The organism is Bradyrhizobium sp. 956_D2_N1_4, from assembly GCF_052076025.1.
Taxonomy (GTDB): Bacteria; Pseudomonadota; Alphaproteobacteria; order Rhizobiales; family Xanthobacteraceae; genus Bradyrhizobium; species Bradyrhizobium barranii.
This window is the reverse complement of the sequence record NZ_CP197237.1, coordinates 4,006,807-4,021,028: the sequence shown is the minus strand read 5'-3', so window position 1 is coordinate 4,021,028 and position 14,222 is coordinate 4,006,807. Positions and strand designations below refer to the sequence as shown.

Annotated in this window: 8 protein-coding genes, 1 tRNA gene and 1 pseudogene; 6 read left to right on the top strand and 4 right to left on the bottom strand. The window is 59.9% G+C overall.

All coding sequences use genetic code 11. The features are described 5' to 3' along the window. Positions 1 to 273: 273 nt before the first annotated feature. Positions 274 to 1,830, bottom strand: a complete 1,557-nt coding sequence (locus AB7535_RS18945) for an ISL3 family transposase (protein WP_439036634.1) — start codon at positions 1,828 to 1,830, stop codon at positions 274 to 276. Positions 1,831 to 2,073: 243 nt separating this feature from the next. Here AB7535_RS18945 and AB7535_RS18940 point away from each other — a divergent pair, with 243 nt between their 5' ends. Next, a complete protein-coding gene (locus AB7535_RS18940; protein WP_441279797.1) occupies positions 2,074 to 2,316 on the top strand; it encodes a hypothetical protein in 243 nt (80 codons plus the stop codon). Here AB7535_RS18940 and AB7535_RS18935 read toward each other — a convergent pair. Next, positions 2,291 to 2,815 carry a very short patch repair endonuclease gene (locus AB7535_RS18935; protein ID WP_439036760.1) on the bottom strand — a complete coding sequence of 175 codons (525 nt, stop codon included), beginning with the start codon at positions 2,813 to 2,815 and terminating at the stop codon, positions 2,291 to 2,293. The genes AB7535_RS18940 and AB7535_RS18935 overlap by 26 nt on opposite strands. Before the next feature lie 542 nt (positions 2,816 to 3,357). Here AB7535_RS18935 and AB7535_RS18930 point away from each other — a divergent pair. Further along, positions 3,358 to 3,657, top strand: a pseudogene (locus AB7535_RS18930) (thiaminase II); the annotation flags it as partial. Then, positions 3,647 to 3,722, top strand: a tRNA-Leu gene (locus tag AB7535_RS18925). The pseudogene AB7535_RS18930 and the gene AB7535_RS18925, both read left to right, overlap by 11 nt. 100 nt (positions 3,723 to 3,822) lie before the next feature. Here the strand turns inward: AB7535_RS18925 and AB7535_RS18920 are convergent. Together AB7535_RS18920 and AB7535_RS18915 are read right to left on the bottom strand one after the other, a co-directional pair. Next, entirely contained in the window at positions 3,823 to 4,266 is a 444-nt protein-coding gene (locus AB7535_RS18920) for a hypothetical protein (RefSeq protein ID WP_439036759.1), read from the bottom strand. Between the two features lie 12 nt (positions 4,267 to 4,278). Further along, entirely contained in the window at positions 4,279 to 5,286 is a 1,008-nt protein-coding gene (locus AB7535_RS18915; RefSeq protein ID WP_439036758.1) for a hypothetical protein, read from the bottom strand. A 335-nt stretch (positions 5,287 to 5,621) separates the two neighbouring features. On the opposite strand from AB7535_RS18915, the gene AB7535_RS18910 reads away from it, so the two are divergent. The 3 genes from AB7535_RS18910 to AB7535_RS18900 all read left to right on the top strand — a co-directional run bounded on the left by AB7535_RS18910 (position 5,622) and on the right by AB7535_RS18900 (position 14,002). After that, a complete protein-coding gene (locus AB7535_RS18910) occupies positions 5,622 to 8,882 on the top strand; it encodes a S8 family serine peptidase (protein WP_439037352.1) in 3,261 nt (1,086 codons plus the stop codon). Between the two features lie 394 nt (positions 8,883 to 9,276). Continuing rightward, complete coding sequence (locus tag AB7535_RS18905) at positions 9,277 to 10,398, top strand: hypothetical protein (protein ID WP_439036757.1); 1,122 nt, start codon at positions 9,277 to 9,279, stop codon at positions 10,396 to 10,398. Continuing rightward, complete coding sequence (locus tag AB7535_RS18900; RefSeq protein ID WP_439036756.1) at positions 10,385 to 14,002, top strand: DNA/RNA non-specific endonuclease; 3,618 nt, start codon at positions 10,385 to 10,387, stop codon at positions 14,000 to 14,002. The genes AB7535_RS18905 and AB7535_RS18900 overlap by 14 nt, the downstream gene beginning before the upstream one ends. Positions 14,003 to 14,222 lie beyond the last annotated feature (220 nt).

Sequence of the window (14,222 nt, the reverse complement as noted above, 5' to 3'; positions counted from 1 at the left end):
GCTTTTGGGTGCGCTTTTGTTGGGTGGATCAAGAGCTCAAGCGCCATCTGCGCTATCGATTGAGGCGCCGGATTCGACTTGATAGCCGGCTCCAGGAGCAGGCCTCATGTGCGAAATTGAGCCGCTTTCCCGGCGAGATAATCGGTTCTGGATCGCGAGACATTCGAGAGGCAACGCATACGTCGAAGCGTCGCCCAGCGCCGTTTGTGCGGTTGAATGGGGTGTCAATCGGCCTGTAAATTTGGCTCTGACGCAATTTTGGTGCAGCTCCGATTATTCTGCACCGATTAGCCTGGCCTGAAGGAGATCGATTTTCCCGCGACCGTACATCTGCCTTCTCACGAGCTTGAGGCGGGTGATCTGACCTTCAGTCTGTCCGTTGGACCAGGGCGAAGTGATTGCCGCCCGAACCGCCGCTTCATCCTTCGTGACGCCGCTGGCGAAGGAAGTCACGAGACTGGCGCGGGCGCGGTCGATCCACGGCGTGAGCCCTGCTTCGGCTCTGCGCCGGATCATCAAGTGGAATTCGGCGATGATCTCGCGAGCCTCGACCAAGGATGGTACGCCAGCTTCGATTGCCGCGACCGTGACGGTCTCTGCTTTCGTGAGCAGATCTCCGCCGATTGTCATGAGGCGCGCGATCGTTCTGGCCGATGGAATCCGCTGAAGTTTTCGTGCGTCGGGCTTTTCAGCCCTTCGTCTGCGGGTCGCCCACTCGCTGATGACGCGGAGCGAGCCTCTGAAGCCACGCGCCGTTAAACGACGCCAAAGTTCAGCCCCGTTTCGGCAGCCGGACGCCCACTGATCGTCGAGCCACGGCAAGTGTAAGTCCAACGAACTTTGCCGGGTCCGGAAGACATCGTGTCGTTCGCCGCGAATCGCCTGCCGTACCAGCTGCCTGCTGTGACCAGTCTGACGCACGATCTGCTTGATGGGTATGCCATTCTTCGACAGAGCCAGGATAGCCGCATTGGTCTCCTCGCGGCGCAGATAACCCTCATACTGGATCCGCTCTGCGGCTGTTAGCAGCTTGGGATCAATCGTGGTCGCGCCGATCACTGTGCGTATCTGGCGCATCGATTTGCGAACGGCATCGAGGAAGGCCCGACTGGCGTTCTCCATCAGATGCCAACGATCTGCAACCTGTACCGCATGCGGTAAGGCTCTTGCTGTCGCTTCGCCATATCCCCCACCACGGTCACGGGCAACGATCGCGATCGTGGGATGAGCAGCGAGCCAGGCTTGGGCAGTTGCGGGCTCCCGATCCGGGAGCAGGGTGACTACTCGGCGCCGCTCCAGGTTGCAGATGATGCTGGCGTATCTGTGGTTGCGCCGCCAGGCCCAATCATCAATGCCGATAACCCTGAGCGGATCAGCTGGCGGACGGCTACGGCGTCGGACCACGCGAAGGAGCGTATCCTTGCTCACCGGCAGCATTAGCCGTTTTGCGAAGCCTGCTGCCGGTCGACCGCCAAGTGCCAGACCGAGGTGATGGACGATAGAGTCCAGCCTTGCCGTGCGTCGCGCCGACGGTGCCAGCACCCCTTCGGCGAAGCGCTCGGTGAAGATTTGGCGCCCGCATAGGACGGCGCCGCAACGGAAGCGACGAGCAATCACCAGAAGCTGTACGATCCGCCCCGAAAGGGGAAGATCAGTCACACGACGCCGGTATCGGCTATGGACGCGTCGGGAAACCGTTCCGCAAGATGGGCACAGACCAATGCTTCCCGACGCCCGGACCGCAATAACAGCCTTATCACCTTCGTAGTACGCACTCTCTACAACAAATCCACTCGGCACCAGACTGGAGCGCTGGAGTGCCTGCTGCATGGCGCTGATTCTCCCCCAAATCAAAGCGCCAGACATCCCTCGAACTGCATCAAAAGTGAGTCAGAGCCAAAATTGGACGCCGATGAGGGGTCAAATTTACAGGCCGATTGACACCAGTGCGGTCTCGATGGTGATTTCGATACCCACCCCGAACTGAAGGGATGGCTGCGGAAGGCGCACGCGCTGGCGGAATCCGTCGCGTCGATGCGGCCCCGGTTCTGGCGGGCGGAGCGTGCAGGGCCGATGGGATTGCCATGCCTCGCCGAGACGGACGGGCAGGGGCGCGTCAACCGGCGCTTGATCGTGATCCATCCGCTTTGGCGCGCGGATCCGACCTTGCTGAGCAGACTGGGCGTCGCGTCGCCCGGCGTGCGCACGCTGCCGATCGACACGTTCGATCTCGAACGTCGGCCGCTGCGCGCGCTCGAGATGGCCGGCGAGAGGCCGCCGGCTCCGGCCTTCACCGCAGACGCTGCCGCGGGTTAGTCCCCGCCGCATCGAACAGGCGTCGGAGGATGCGGTCCAGTTTGGCCGCGTCCTTTGCCTGACACTCCCAGATAACAGCGCTTCGCCATCCGGAACGCTTCAAGAGCCGTCGGGCCGCCTTATCCCGCTGCGCGTTTCGTTGGAGCTTCTTCGTCCAATAGTCCGCGTTCGTCTTCGGCAGCCGGGCCCGCTCGCAATGGTGCTGGTGCCAAAAACATCCGTGAACGAAGAGGGTGGTCTTCCATCGCGGGAAGACCAAGTCCGGCGTGCCGGGAAGCTCGGTGCCGTGGATCCGAAAGCGCAGCCCGAGAGCGTGCACGGCCTTGCGCACGGCGATCTCCGGCTTCGTGTTCTTCGATCGCACTTGCGCCATCGTCCATGAGCGGAGCGACGGATAGCTCTCCTTCGGCCGGCGCGTAGCCGGCGAGACCTGCTTGCCAGCGTTCGGGCGAGGCCGTTTTGGACGTGCTCGGACAGGTGCTCTGCGATGGACTGCCATTGTTCACCGGCATAGTCGTCGGCGAAGGCACTTTCGAGGCCATCGCCCCTTGGAGCATGGAACTTCCTTAGCTTCACATGCCCCCCAGAGGGGGCCGATCCGCGCGTGGCTGGCCTACGCGCCAAGTGTAAGGCCATGCCAAGAAGACCTCGATGCGTCGCGCCGCTTGTCCCGTGTGGCACACCCCGCAGTTCTGCCATCCGCCCCAGTGGAGCAGGCCGATGCAGAAATGGTATGTGGCGCCGTGCAGGATTCAAAAGCGAGCATCGGCGCAACAGCGGCGACCAGTTGGTCACCGATCACCTAATTCGCATAAGGTTCGCTACGCGAAGCAATCTGGTGCTCCTGAAAGGCACTTTTCTGCGGGAAACGCACCTATTCTCGCGCCGGATCTCCGTAAGTCATTGAAATTGCGTTAAATCAGCCCGCCCTCCGAGCGCACCAAATCTATGTTTAAGCTATTGAATTCACATTACTTTTTATGAAAGCTACTTGTCCCTATCATAGATCCAATCCGCTGGCGGTTGATCGGGAATCGGGCGATGCTGGCGCTCAAGGTGGCGCTGGCCCCTTGCGTGATCAGGTACGGGACGATCGCGAAGCGGCTAGCTGCGCGACCCGATGCGGACGCTGCGACGAACCCCTACCGCGTTTGGATTGCCGAGTACGCCGGCGCGCCATACCAAGAGGTCGCGGCGAAAGCCGGAGCGCACTTGGAGCGTCTCGTCGATCTCTGCGCCACCCCGGCCCGCGAGGCAGAGTTGATTGCGATCTTCAAAGAAACCACCCGTCTCGAGGCAGACTTCTGGGAGATGGGCTGGCGCGCGGGCCGGCGTGTCGAATGGCCCTTTGGCAATTGTCAGGCTCATAACCTGAAGGTGGTAGGTTCAAATCCTATCCTTAGTCAGCCTCATAGCCTCTGCTGCACTGAACCCACGGCGAAAAATTGCAGTGACAGTGCTGGGATGCAGTCCAGCATTGTCACAGTAATCGCCCCCTCGAGGACCCTAACCGCCTTCCACTTGTCCCATGTTGCATCGGTTGGGATCGCCATCCGGTCCTCTGGCCGCGACAGCGCCAGTTGCGACCGCAATTGAAGTCCTGATCTCCGTGTCCGCTGTAGGCCTCTTATCGCGGGCATTGATGATGTGCTTCCCGATCGCATTCTTGTGCAGTTTCTTTTCGGCGACAAAATCTTTGACCAGGTTGACCGTGTCCGCGGGAATCCGCACCTCCGCCTTCTCGCTCTTCATTTTTCTCGCGAAGCTCGCCAGTTGGTCGTGCTTCTCGATCATTTTCACGACCTTGATCACGTCGTGAAGCCCCATCACGAATGAAGCGGTTGGCGGAAGATGCGTGGGGATGATTTTTTCGGCCTGGCTAGGCGCCTTCTGCTTCCGGCCTGATGCTTTCGCCCTAGCCTTCGCCTTAGCTTTGGTCGGCTTTTTCATGCTAGCCTCCTTCTACGGTGTGACGATCACTCTGGGTCTGAACAAATTGAGCGTGAGCGCCTGATTGACGGCCTCCGCGGCGATTGCCTCCGCTGGAGTCGACGGACGAACACTGATGAGTGACAAGGTTGGAACGATTGGAACGGCCGGATATGCTCGAAGGTGCCCCAGGCCACGCAAACCGGGGGAGGTGACGGCTACCCCCATGGTGATCTTGTGGAGGTCTGTGCGGATCGCTTCCCCGGTGAACGACGCTTCGGTGACCTGCAGGCCCGGCATGATCTGCGTGAACAGGATCTTCGGCGAAACGCCGCCGCTGATGAGAGTCTGGAATTCGAGCGCATCGACGAGCGTTGGTGGCCCGTCTGGCTTTTCTTTTGGACCCCCGAGATTGTCGTAGATCGACATGTTGATGAAATCGGCCAGGAATTCTTTCACACCGATCTTGCCCGAGATCGGGTAGACATAGTTCGGCGGAACGAGATGGGTGTAGTTGCGTCCGATCGATTCTCCGTTGCAGTAATGGTCGGGAAGCTTGAGAAGCGCGCCGAAGCTGTCGGTGAGCGTGAAGAGGCGCTGGTTCTTGCGGGATCGATCGGCTCTGCCCTTGATACCAAACGTCAGATTCGAAGTCGTGAACGGCTTGAGAAGATTTATTTCCGTGTTGAAGTTATTCTCTTCGGTCATCTCCAGGTCAAACGTGTAGGCAGCGCCGGCCGTGTAGAACGTGTCTACAACGTCCCTGACATGTCCATGGAAGAGCTTCGGCTCGAATTGATTGATCGGTCGCCCGTTTTTGAAGCCAACCCCTATGTCATGCGCCTGAGGATCGACGCGGCGGTTCTCCAAATTTGCATCCGCCGTCAGCCAGCCGATCGTGAGGTCGATGATAGCTTGCCGCGTCTCGCAGCGGATCTGCTTGACGATAGTTGGTGTGTCGACCCCGGAAACGTTCTCAGGCAACGGTCGAATTGCGCATCCGGCAACAAAAACGGCCGCTGCAAGCGGCAATATCCGCATAAGCACGGCATCCCCCTGAAACGGCTTTGTTATTTTAAGTGAATATCCGGCACTATTGCATAAGAGCCACCTTCAAGTCTGTAACTGGCACGCAACAGTTGTCAAAAAAGATAAAGCAATCAAAGAGGGGCATTGGCCGTGGACCGGCTCGAAGCGCCATCTTCGGAAAGACAGTATCTCTCTGGAGGCGCTGGACGATCATCCCGGTATCCCACTGCGGCACTGTGCACCGACGTTCGCGCAAAACAAAGCACGACGGATCGTGACGACCGCACTGTAACTGAAATTGTCGTGTCTCACCTAAGGGGTGCAGTTCAGTCCACGGCTGTCACCCGATTTCTCGAGTTGGGTATTCGCTTGGCGACAACGTCGTCATCGCTGACATCGACTGGGGCTTCCGTACCAGCCACCAGGAATTCGCAGGCGCGATCGAGCGCACCTATAATGCGTTCTCCGGGAACGACGATGTTCGTCAGGGCGCGCAACTAGGCCATGGAACTGCAGTCCTTGGAATTGCGGCAGCACGCCCAGACGGTGTCGGAGTGGTCGGATACGCGCCCGCGGCAGCAGTGTGGGCGATACAGGCCGACAGTTCCGCCTCTCCGCGGAAATTTGAAGAGCCGTGGGCAGAAGCGATCGATTTCGTGCGCCGAACGGATTCCAGCGGGCGAAGGAAGGTGATCATTCTCGAGGTCCAAACCTGGCCTGCTCTCGGGAATTATGAACAGGTGCTTCCCGTTCACCGGGCCATCCGGGCCGCGATTGCTGATGGTTGTGTCGTGTGCGTGGCCGCCGGGAACGGCAACCGTCCTGCAGATCGCAATGACTTCGGCGAGCCTTTCGATCCAACAGGGTCAATCCTGGTCGGGGCGACGGCCTATCACGCGAGCGAGAACAAGCGGGCGCCATTCAGCAACTACGGGGGCCGCATCGTCGTCTCGGCGCCGGGCGATCCTGTGCACGACGTCACTTGCGCGCAATCAAGCGACATCGCCTATCGGAATGGGTTCGGTGGGACTTCTGGTGCAACGCCAAAGGTGGCAGGCGTGGTCGCGCTAATGCTATCGGTGAACCCGACCCTCAAGCATGAAGAGATTCAGGGGATACTGGCGGGTACCGGAACTTCGTTGACGGAAGATCCGGGCAAGCCAATCGGCGTATTTCTCAATGCTGAGGCCGCGGTCGCGGAGGCGTTTCGGCATCGCGGCGAGACCGCCCTCGTCGAACCCGTGATCGTGCCGAAAAATCGGGCAGAACGGGAAGAGGCCGTTGTGGGCCTGCCGCAGGACGAACCGCACCGCACCGGTCCGCTCGTTCTGCCGGATGATATCCGGCGTCGTCCAATTTCGTGGGCATCGAAGTCACGTTCGGGATCGCGCGCTGCTGCAGCTGCCGCCGTCCGGAAAGTGGAGCGCCCATTGGCCGGGGTAACACCGCCGGATAACGACAAGACGCTGCGGATGTTTCGCGAAAGCGTCGAAGGGACGCTCACACAGCAGGATCGGATCCTGATTGTCGAGCAGGCGATCGAGACGCTCGAGGGGTTCTATGTGCATCGGCCGCTGAAGGAGGCGATCCACGCGGTCAGGCCAACGCAACGGCTGCGCGTCCTGCTGCGCCATCTACAACAGAAGGCAGACATTCCTGCCGAGGAAAAGGACGAGCTTACGTTTCATAACAAGGTCACCGAGATTTTCAATTCGGTTCGTGACCTTCACACCATCTATGAGCTGCCGATTCCCTATCGCTACTACACCGCGTATTTGCCGTTCGAGGTGGCGCATTTCTATGACGGCGATACGCGAAAATATCTCGTGACGCGCGTCAAGCGAGACTACGAATTTGCTCACCCGGATTTCGAACCAGGCTCGGAATTGGTCTATTGGAACGGAATGCCGATCGAGCGCGCCGTTCTCCGGAATTCCGACCAGACGGCCGGGAGCAACGAAGCCGCGCGCCACGCCCGCGGCATCAGTTCGCTCACGATTCGGTCGATGGACACTGCGCTGCCACCCGACGCGGACTTCGTCGACATTGAATTTTTGCCGCCGGGCGCGGGTCCGGGAAGTTTTCTCCCAATGCGGCAACACTGGTTCGTCAGCTACACTCCGCCCGACGAGTTCGCTGCGGCGGGAATTACGGCGACTGCGCTCGCAACGGTTTCCCCGACGCCGACGGTCAGCCCGTCGCAGCAAGCCGCGCATGACTCACTGAACTTGGGGCCACAGGGCATCGCGCGGAAGAGCGAGATTCTCTTCGAGAAAGGTACGACGTCTCGCAGGATTGCCACGGAAATTGACCCGGTTCCGCCCGATCCGATCGCTGCGACAGATATAAGACTGGCTGCCTTTCTCGGGCTCGATACGGCAGCCGAAGCCGTGCGTAAGGCACGGCAGCGGATTTTCGACCCCAATTGGCGCCAAAGCGCAGGGGGCACCAAAGCCGGCGACGAGGTGAACGGCCTTCGGGGCAGTGCGTCGCCGGGAACGGTCGCCGATACGATCGGCGGCACTGAATTTCCGGTGACCTCGCCATGGCACATGGTGTTCCGTGCTCGCGAGTTCGACATGGGCGGCAAACTATACGGACACATCCAGATCACGAGCTTTGACGTCAGGGATCCCGACGGATTTGTTGGCGAGTTCGTGCGCCTAGCGGAAAAAATGCCGAGCAATGGGCTCATTCTCGATGTGCGTGGTAATGGCGGTGGCCTCATTTGGGCGGCTGAACGGTTGTTACAGACATTCTCTCCGGTGCAGATAGCTCCGGAGCCCATGCAGTTCCTAGTGACGCCGGGCACCGTTGATTTGTGCCGTAACAACCCGTCGACATCCCGGGTTCCTCTCAATCGCTGGCGCTCGTCGCTGGAAGAGGCGGTGGAAACTAGCGCGGTGTATTCGCACGCGTTTCCTCTCACCGACGAAAGTACCTGCAATGCTATCGGGCAACGCTATTATGGTCCCGTCGTTCTCTTGATCGATGGCAACTGCTATTCGGCGACCGACATGTTTGCCGCCGGATTTCAGGATCACGGGCTAGGCCAGGTGATCGGCGTCAGTGCCAGTACCGGGGCCGGCGGTGCTAATGTCTGGGAACATCGGCTGTTGACCGAGATGCTCCCGGTTGGTTGGGGACTGAAACTCTTGCCGAAGCAGGCGAGCATGCGGGTGGCGATTAGGCAGTCGTTGCGTGTTGGTCCGAAGGCTGGTGCGTTGCTCGAGGATTTCGGTGTGATCCCGGATCAGCACTATAAGCTGCAGCGCGGGGATTTGATGGAGGGCGACCGCGGGCTTTTTGCGTTTGCTGCTGCCGTGCTCTCGAAGGAGAGGCCTCGCATCATCAGGATTACCCCCGAGGCAAGGGCTGATCGGATCTCGAAGAAGAGTCAGATCACGATCGAGACCGCAGGTCTTGATCGCCTGGACTTCTTCCTTGATGGCCGACCGCAGGCTTCCATCGATTTGGCGCCGGATGAACTTGGGAAGGCCGTTCTGCATCCACAGATCGATCGGGGCACGACCCTGAGACTGTTGGGCTACCACGTCGAAGTCGCGCAAAGGCAGAGACCGGCGGCACTCTGCCTTAAGGTCGTTTGAGTTCCTTTCGACCCAAGCTTGAGGTGGTCCGACTGCCGCCGACCAGCGCCGCGCATCTTGGCAATCGCCCAGTTTCGCTTTCCGCTCCGCCGGAGAAGCCGGAGTTAAGGCGCGGGGTGGCGTCTAGCTAATAGTCTGAAAGACGCAGTTCCAAACTCTGTCAGCGACTTGGACCAATCCGCCGATGGTCCCGGAGCAGTCGACGGCCGCTACGATGCGCAGGGGTGCGCATGCGCGTATGCGTTGGTCGCGACTTAGGATTGCGATTGCTGCGGATGCCCGCTATAGTCAATCTATAGTTGCGATTGGTTGCGATATTTCCAAATTTTGAGTGATCGCGTTCGGCGAGTTTTCAGGCATCGTTATGCGGGCCGGTCTGCGTGAGATTTGAGAAATGAGCGAGGACGCCGCAAAATATCGGGCTCCGAATGACCACGCCATCATCGTTGGCATCAATCGATACCGTCTGAAGGACGATATTCCAGAGTTGTTAGGTGCGGTGAACGATGCCACATTATTTCACGAGTGGACGATTTCACCCAACGGCGGCGGTCTCAACCCCAAGAATTCTCATCTTCTTGTGTCTCCGAAAGAGCCAGGTCCTTTCGAGCCGTTTCGCGACGACATCGAGGATGAGATCTTCGAGTTTTATAACCGATCTTATGGGACTGGCGGAAGGGTGGGGCGAAGGCTGTACCTTTTCATGGCGGGCCATGGCGTCGCGCCTGCCGATGGCGACGACTGCAGCCTTGTTCTCGGGAATTCTCCGCTTAATCCCTATCGTGTTCTAACGGGACGTCTTACCGCCGAGCGCGTGTTCAGGCAGCCGCTTTTTGAAGAAGTCGTTCTGTTCATGGCCTGTTGCCGGGACGTATCCGGAGCGGGAAGTCACACCGGCTTGCCCCCAGCAGGCGAGTCACTTCCGAACGCAAGGTATTTCCACGGACTTGCGGCGAAATGGAAGAAGCGCGCACTTGAGAAGCAATTGCCGCATCCGTTCGATGCCCAGAAGGAGCCTCTCTGGCAAAGCGTTTTCACTCATTCATTGTTACTTGGCCTGAGCTCTGCCGTTGATAGTGCCGGTCGGATAACCGCACTGTCGGTGCGTGATTTCGTCAAGAAGCAGGTCCTCAATCTCGTTCCACAGGATCAGAAGTTTGCGCCGCCGTTTTTCCTTGATGAAGACACGCCCGCAATCGTTTTCCGCGAGGCGGAAGCGGTCGCCGCGGCTCATGGTGGAGCGGCTAGTCCGCGCGTCGAATCGCCGTCCGCCCTGGCCATCAATTCCACGCCCGCGCCCGCATTGATTCCAGTCGATGTGGCGCTTGGCGATCCGGCGGCGGTCCTTTCAGTGCTGGATGGTGCCGATCTCTCGCCGATCAATGTTCAGCCAGAGCCCATCGGCGATGGAAAGTACCGCATTCATCTGCCGCCGGGCCTTTATGCGTTCAATGCGGGGCCAGGCCCTTCCGTGCCGGTGCGGGTGTTGGGGGAGGCACTCAATGTCAACCTCTGACGCGAAGATCGTTTCCGTTCGAATCGAGTCTGCGACGCCGCTGACCGAGATTTCCGTTTCCGACAGCCGCTTCAAGAAAGTGCGGCTTGAGGCTAATTCCGGTCCGCTTGAGTTGCAGCTTCCGCCCGGTGTCTATGAAATTGCGTTTCGTGACGGCGCATTCATGCATCAGCAGCTGGCGATCGTGTCGGCAAACGAGCCCCAACCGGTGATTGTGCGTCAGAAAATTGTCCCTTCGCAGCCGGATGAAGAGCTTGAGGCGGCCGAGCCCGCCGGCGATGCCAACATCCGCGTGAACATAAGACAAAAGCCAAACGATGATGACGATATCCCATACGTCGACAAACCGACTTGCGGCCTATCGATCTGCGACGAGTACGGCACTCCATTGTACTCTCCCGATCCGGCGGCCGGCTTGCTGACGTTCCATGCGGATCCTGGTTTCTACCGCTTGCGTTTGGACCCCGGGCTTGAGGGACAGCTTCTGGAAACGCCGATCATCGTTCCTCCCGATTGGGTGGTCACGCTCTCGTGTCCACTGCGACGCTACCGCAAGGACGACTACCGCGCGGATCTCGCTAGCGTGCAGGTGCGCATGTATCCCCAGAATTCCTCTTCCAGCTCCGCGCCACAAGAGATTCGTCGCCTTGAACGAAAGGCGCTCAGGCTACTTGCAGGCCGGCGCACGCTCAGCGGCGAATCGTTTACCCGCTTCATCTATGACCTTCTGAATCAGCACAACATCAATCCGATGTTCGGCTTTTATGCCGGCCATCTCCTGCGCATCGAAGAAGACTCGGGCGACATCGAGATCCTGGCGAATCTTATCGATCGCCTCACCGAGTTGGTAGATCCAAACCGCACGTTCTTCCATCCTGATGTCGAGGCGTTGAGGTTGCGGCTCCAACTGCTGCGCAAGAATGACCTCTCGTATCGGCCGTTCACGTTCCCGCCGATGCTCGCGGCTGGATGGCGAACGATCCTGAATGTGGCGGCAACACGATCAGATCTCGTCCCACGCGGTTCCGTTTGCGATCTTGTCGCTCCGCGTCTCGTTGCCTCCGACGCGCATATGGTTTGGACTCTTAGCCAGACATCGGCCGCGCCGCTGCTTTCCGCGGGCGAGTCACGCCGCATAGTGGCAAAGGCCGCGGTAGTGGTCCCGGACGCTGCCAGCCCGCCGGCGGCGGTTCCGCTTGAAGACGTCGCCGCAACGGAAAACGGCATTCACATCATCGACGTGGCGTTACAATCACGCGATATTCGCAACTGGTTCCGCCAGGAGTGCGGGTTCACGTCTACTTCCGACATCCCCGATGAGCCCCGCATCAGTGAGGCGGAAAGGGCCGTTGCTCTTACGATCCGACCGATCGCTCCAACAGAGAAGTCTCAGCCCATCTTTGAGCGGCTGCAGGCTTCTGAGCGCAAGAGCGGCACCCTAGCGACCACAACCGAACTAGCGGAGCGCCTACATCTCCCGATCGTGACCGTCGAGAGAGCCGTGCGCAGCATCTCACAGAAGCTGACTGAACAAATCACACGTTTCGGCATAACCGCGAGGGAGAGAGTAGCCATGGCGCGTCCCGAATTGATCATTCCTTATGATTCGGAATTTCTTGGGGATGGCTTTAGTGTACCGATGCCGAGCCTATCGGATTCTCTGCGCGCGAGTGCGTTCGCTTCCGGCGCGGTTCTAGACTACACTCACTACTCGCTTGTTATGCATGCCGAACGCCGGGTCGCGATTTTCACCGCCCACAACGTCGACGCATCGCGCGCGGTGCGGGTCAAGGGCGGATTGACCTGGAAGATGGACGAACGCGCAGGTGAGAGTCAGTTGGGTTCGGAAACGTACGACGGCAACCAGCTGGACAAGGGACATCTGGTCCGTCGCGAGGATGTGTTGTGGGGTCCGGTACCCGAGGCGAAGCTCGCCAACAAGGCGACTTATTTTTATACGAACGCTGCCCCCCAGCACCAAAACTTCAACCAGGACGAATGGGTTACGCTTGAAGACTGGATTCTCGACAAGGCGACCGACTTCTCCTATCGCCTGTGCGTGTTCACTGGGCCGGTCCTTCGCAGCAACGACCCGGTACTGAACGACTTGCCACCAAATTTGCGGACGATGTTTCGCGCACGCGGGCCTGCGCAGATTCCAGCGGCCTTCTGGAAGGTGGTCGTGCTCCGCGATGCGACCGCAGGCGGAGAGGATCTATCGGTTGTCTGCTTCGCCATGCGTCAGTCCGATATGTGGAACGACCGTGAAGGCCGGCGCCTGCTGAGGCTGAAAGTCCATCAGGTGACGATTGGCGCGATCCAGGAGTGGACAGGCCTCGACTTCGGAAGCCTGAGCGACGTCGACGAACTTACCTGGTCAGAGGAACGCACCCGCGCCGCGCCGGCCGAGCCAGGCGAAGCGGAATGGCCGCTGATCCGATCGGCCGGCGACATTGTGTTCAGCGGACCGACCCGCCGGCTGCGCGGGCTGCGAGCGGTCAGGGGCGCGAATGTGCCACGAGCGGGGCGTACCCTGAACCCGATTGACGCCGGCGCCGATCACTGCGCGGACTGCGGCGGCGATCAATCCTTCAATGCACGAGAAGCCATTGCTGCGCTCAACCGCGAGGTTGCTCGCCTAACCGAGGTGGTTGCGGGTATGGGGGCTTCAGGTAGCCATCCGACAGGCGGCGTGCGCGCGGCACTGCCCGGAGCGGAGGCCGCCGCGAACGCTGCGCCAGACGACGATAGCGTCGAACGCATGGTCTCGGCTGCGCCCGATAACATGAAGGACCAGGTACGGGAGTTCGCCCGCGAGGTGGTTACGCAGCAAAAGATTGCCAAAGGCGAAATCGCCGTTCCGGCTCCGACCGAACTGGAGCGCATAGTAGGCGGCAATCGCGTTCAGGCCGGGTTGATCCCGTCGTGTGTGTGTATCGGCGACGCCACCCAGTGGTTCTGCACTGGCGTAGTGGTCGCGCCGCGCGTGGTACTGACCGCTGCTCACTGCGGTTCGAGCATCACCAGGATCCTTATCGGCGACCAGGCAACACCCCAACTGCTGGGACGCGTGGTGGCGGTACGCCAGACCATCGCCCATCCAAACTATCGGAGCCATCCATTCAACGAGAATGATATCAACATTCTCATCCTCGACCAAGACGCGGCAGTCGTCCCCGCGCGTTTGGCGACGATGGACCAGTTGAAGCAAGCGTCGCAGGTCCATCTGGTAGGCTTTGGCTACAATGATCCGCAACTGCCCAAGGGTTTCGGCGTGAAGCGCGAGGTGCGGGCGCCGATGGGGCCAATTCGCCGCTCCGAGGCCGACAACCTGACGCAGTTCGAACAGCTCACCGGCTTCCATTCTGCCTATGAATTTGTGGCGGGGCGTAAAGGCCTCGGGCGTGATACTTGCAATGGCGACAGCGGCGGTCCGGCTTACATCGACAGCGATCAGGGTTCCGTTGTGGGCGGCCTCACCAGCCGAGCGACGCGCGACGCGAACGTTCCATGCGGGGCTGGCGGCATCTACGTGCGAACGGACTCGTTCCGGAGCTACATCAATAGTGTCATCACCGCGCAGGGGCTGCCGCCGCTTCCTTGAGCAAGAAACACTGGAAGCGGACGGATCCGCTTCCACGTCTTGATCGGCCCCGTTGACCTCGACAAACCAGCTTTTTGGCGCGCGCGGGGCCCGCGCCTTCACGGGATTGATTGGTTCGTGCGCGTCGCTCGTGCTTAAGTTGTTGTCGCGCCGGCCAACCTTTGGTTGCGATCTTCGGCGCACCCCACTATTATTCCCGGATATAGAGTGATGGTGAGTT

Excerpts from the sequence above, each read along its gene's own strand:
- AB7535_RS18945 (WP_439036634.1), bottom strand. The coding sequence starts at position 1,830 with ATGCAGCAGGCACTCCAGCGCTCCAGTCTGGTGCCGAGTGGATTTGTT.
- AB7535_RS18940 (WP_441279797.1), top strand. The coding sequence starts at position 2,074 with ATGGGATTGCCATGCCTCGCCGAGACGGACGGGCAGGGGCGCGTCAAC.
- AB7535_RS18935 (WP_439036760.1), bottom strand. The coding sequence starts at position 2,815 with ATGGCAGTCCATCGCAGAGCACCTGTCCGAGCACGTCCAAAACGGCCT.
- AB7535_RS18920 (WP_439036759.1), bottom strand. The coding sequence starts at position 4,266 with ATGAAAAAGCCGACCAAAGCTAAGGCGAAGGCTAGGGCGAAAGCATCA.
- AB7535_RS18915 (WP_439036758.1), bottom strand. The coding sequence starts at position 5,286 with ATGCGGATATTGCCGCTTGCAGCGGCCGTTTTTGTTGCCGGATGCGCA.
- AB7535_RS18905 (WP_439036757.1), top strand. The coding sequence starts at position 9,277 with ATGAGCGAGGACGCCGCAAAATATCGGGCTCCGAATGACCACGCCATC.
- AB7535_RS18900 (WP_439036756.1), top strand. The coding sequence starts at position 10,385 with ATGTCAACCTCTGACGCGAAGATCGTTTCCGTTCGAATCGAGTCTGCG.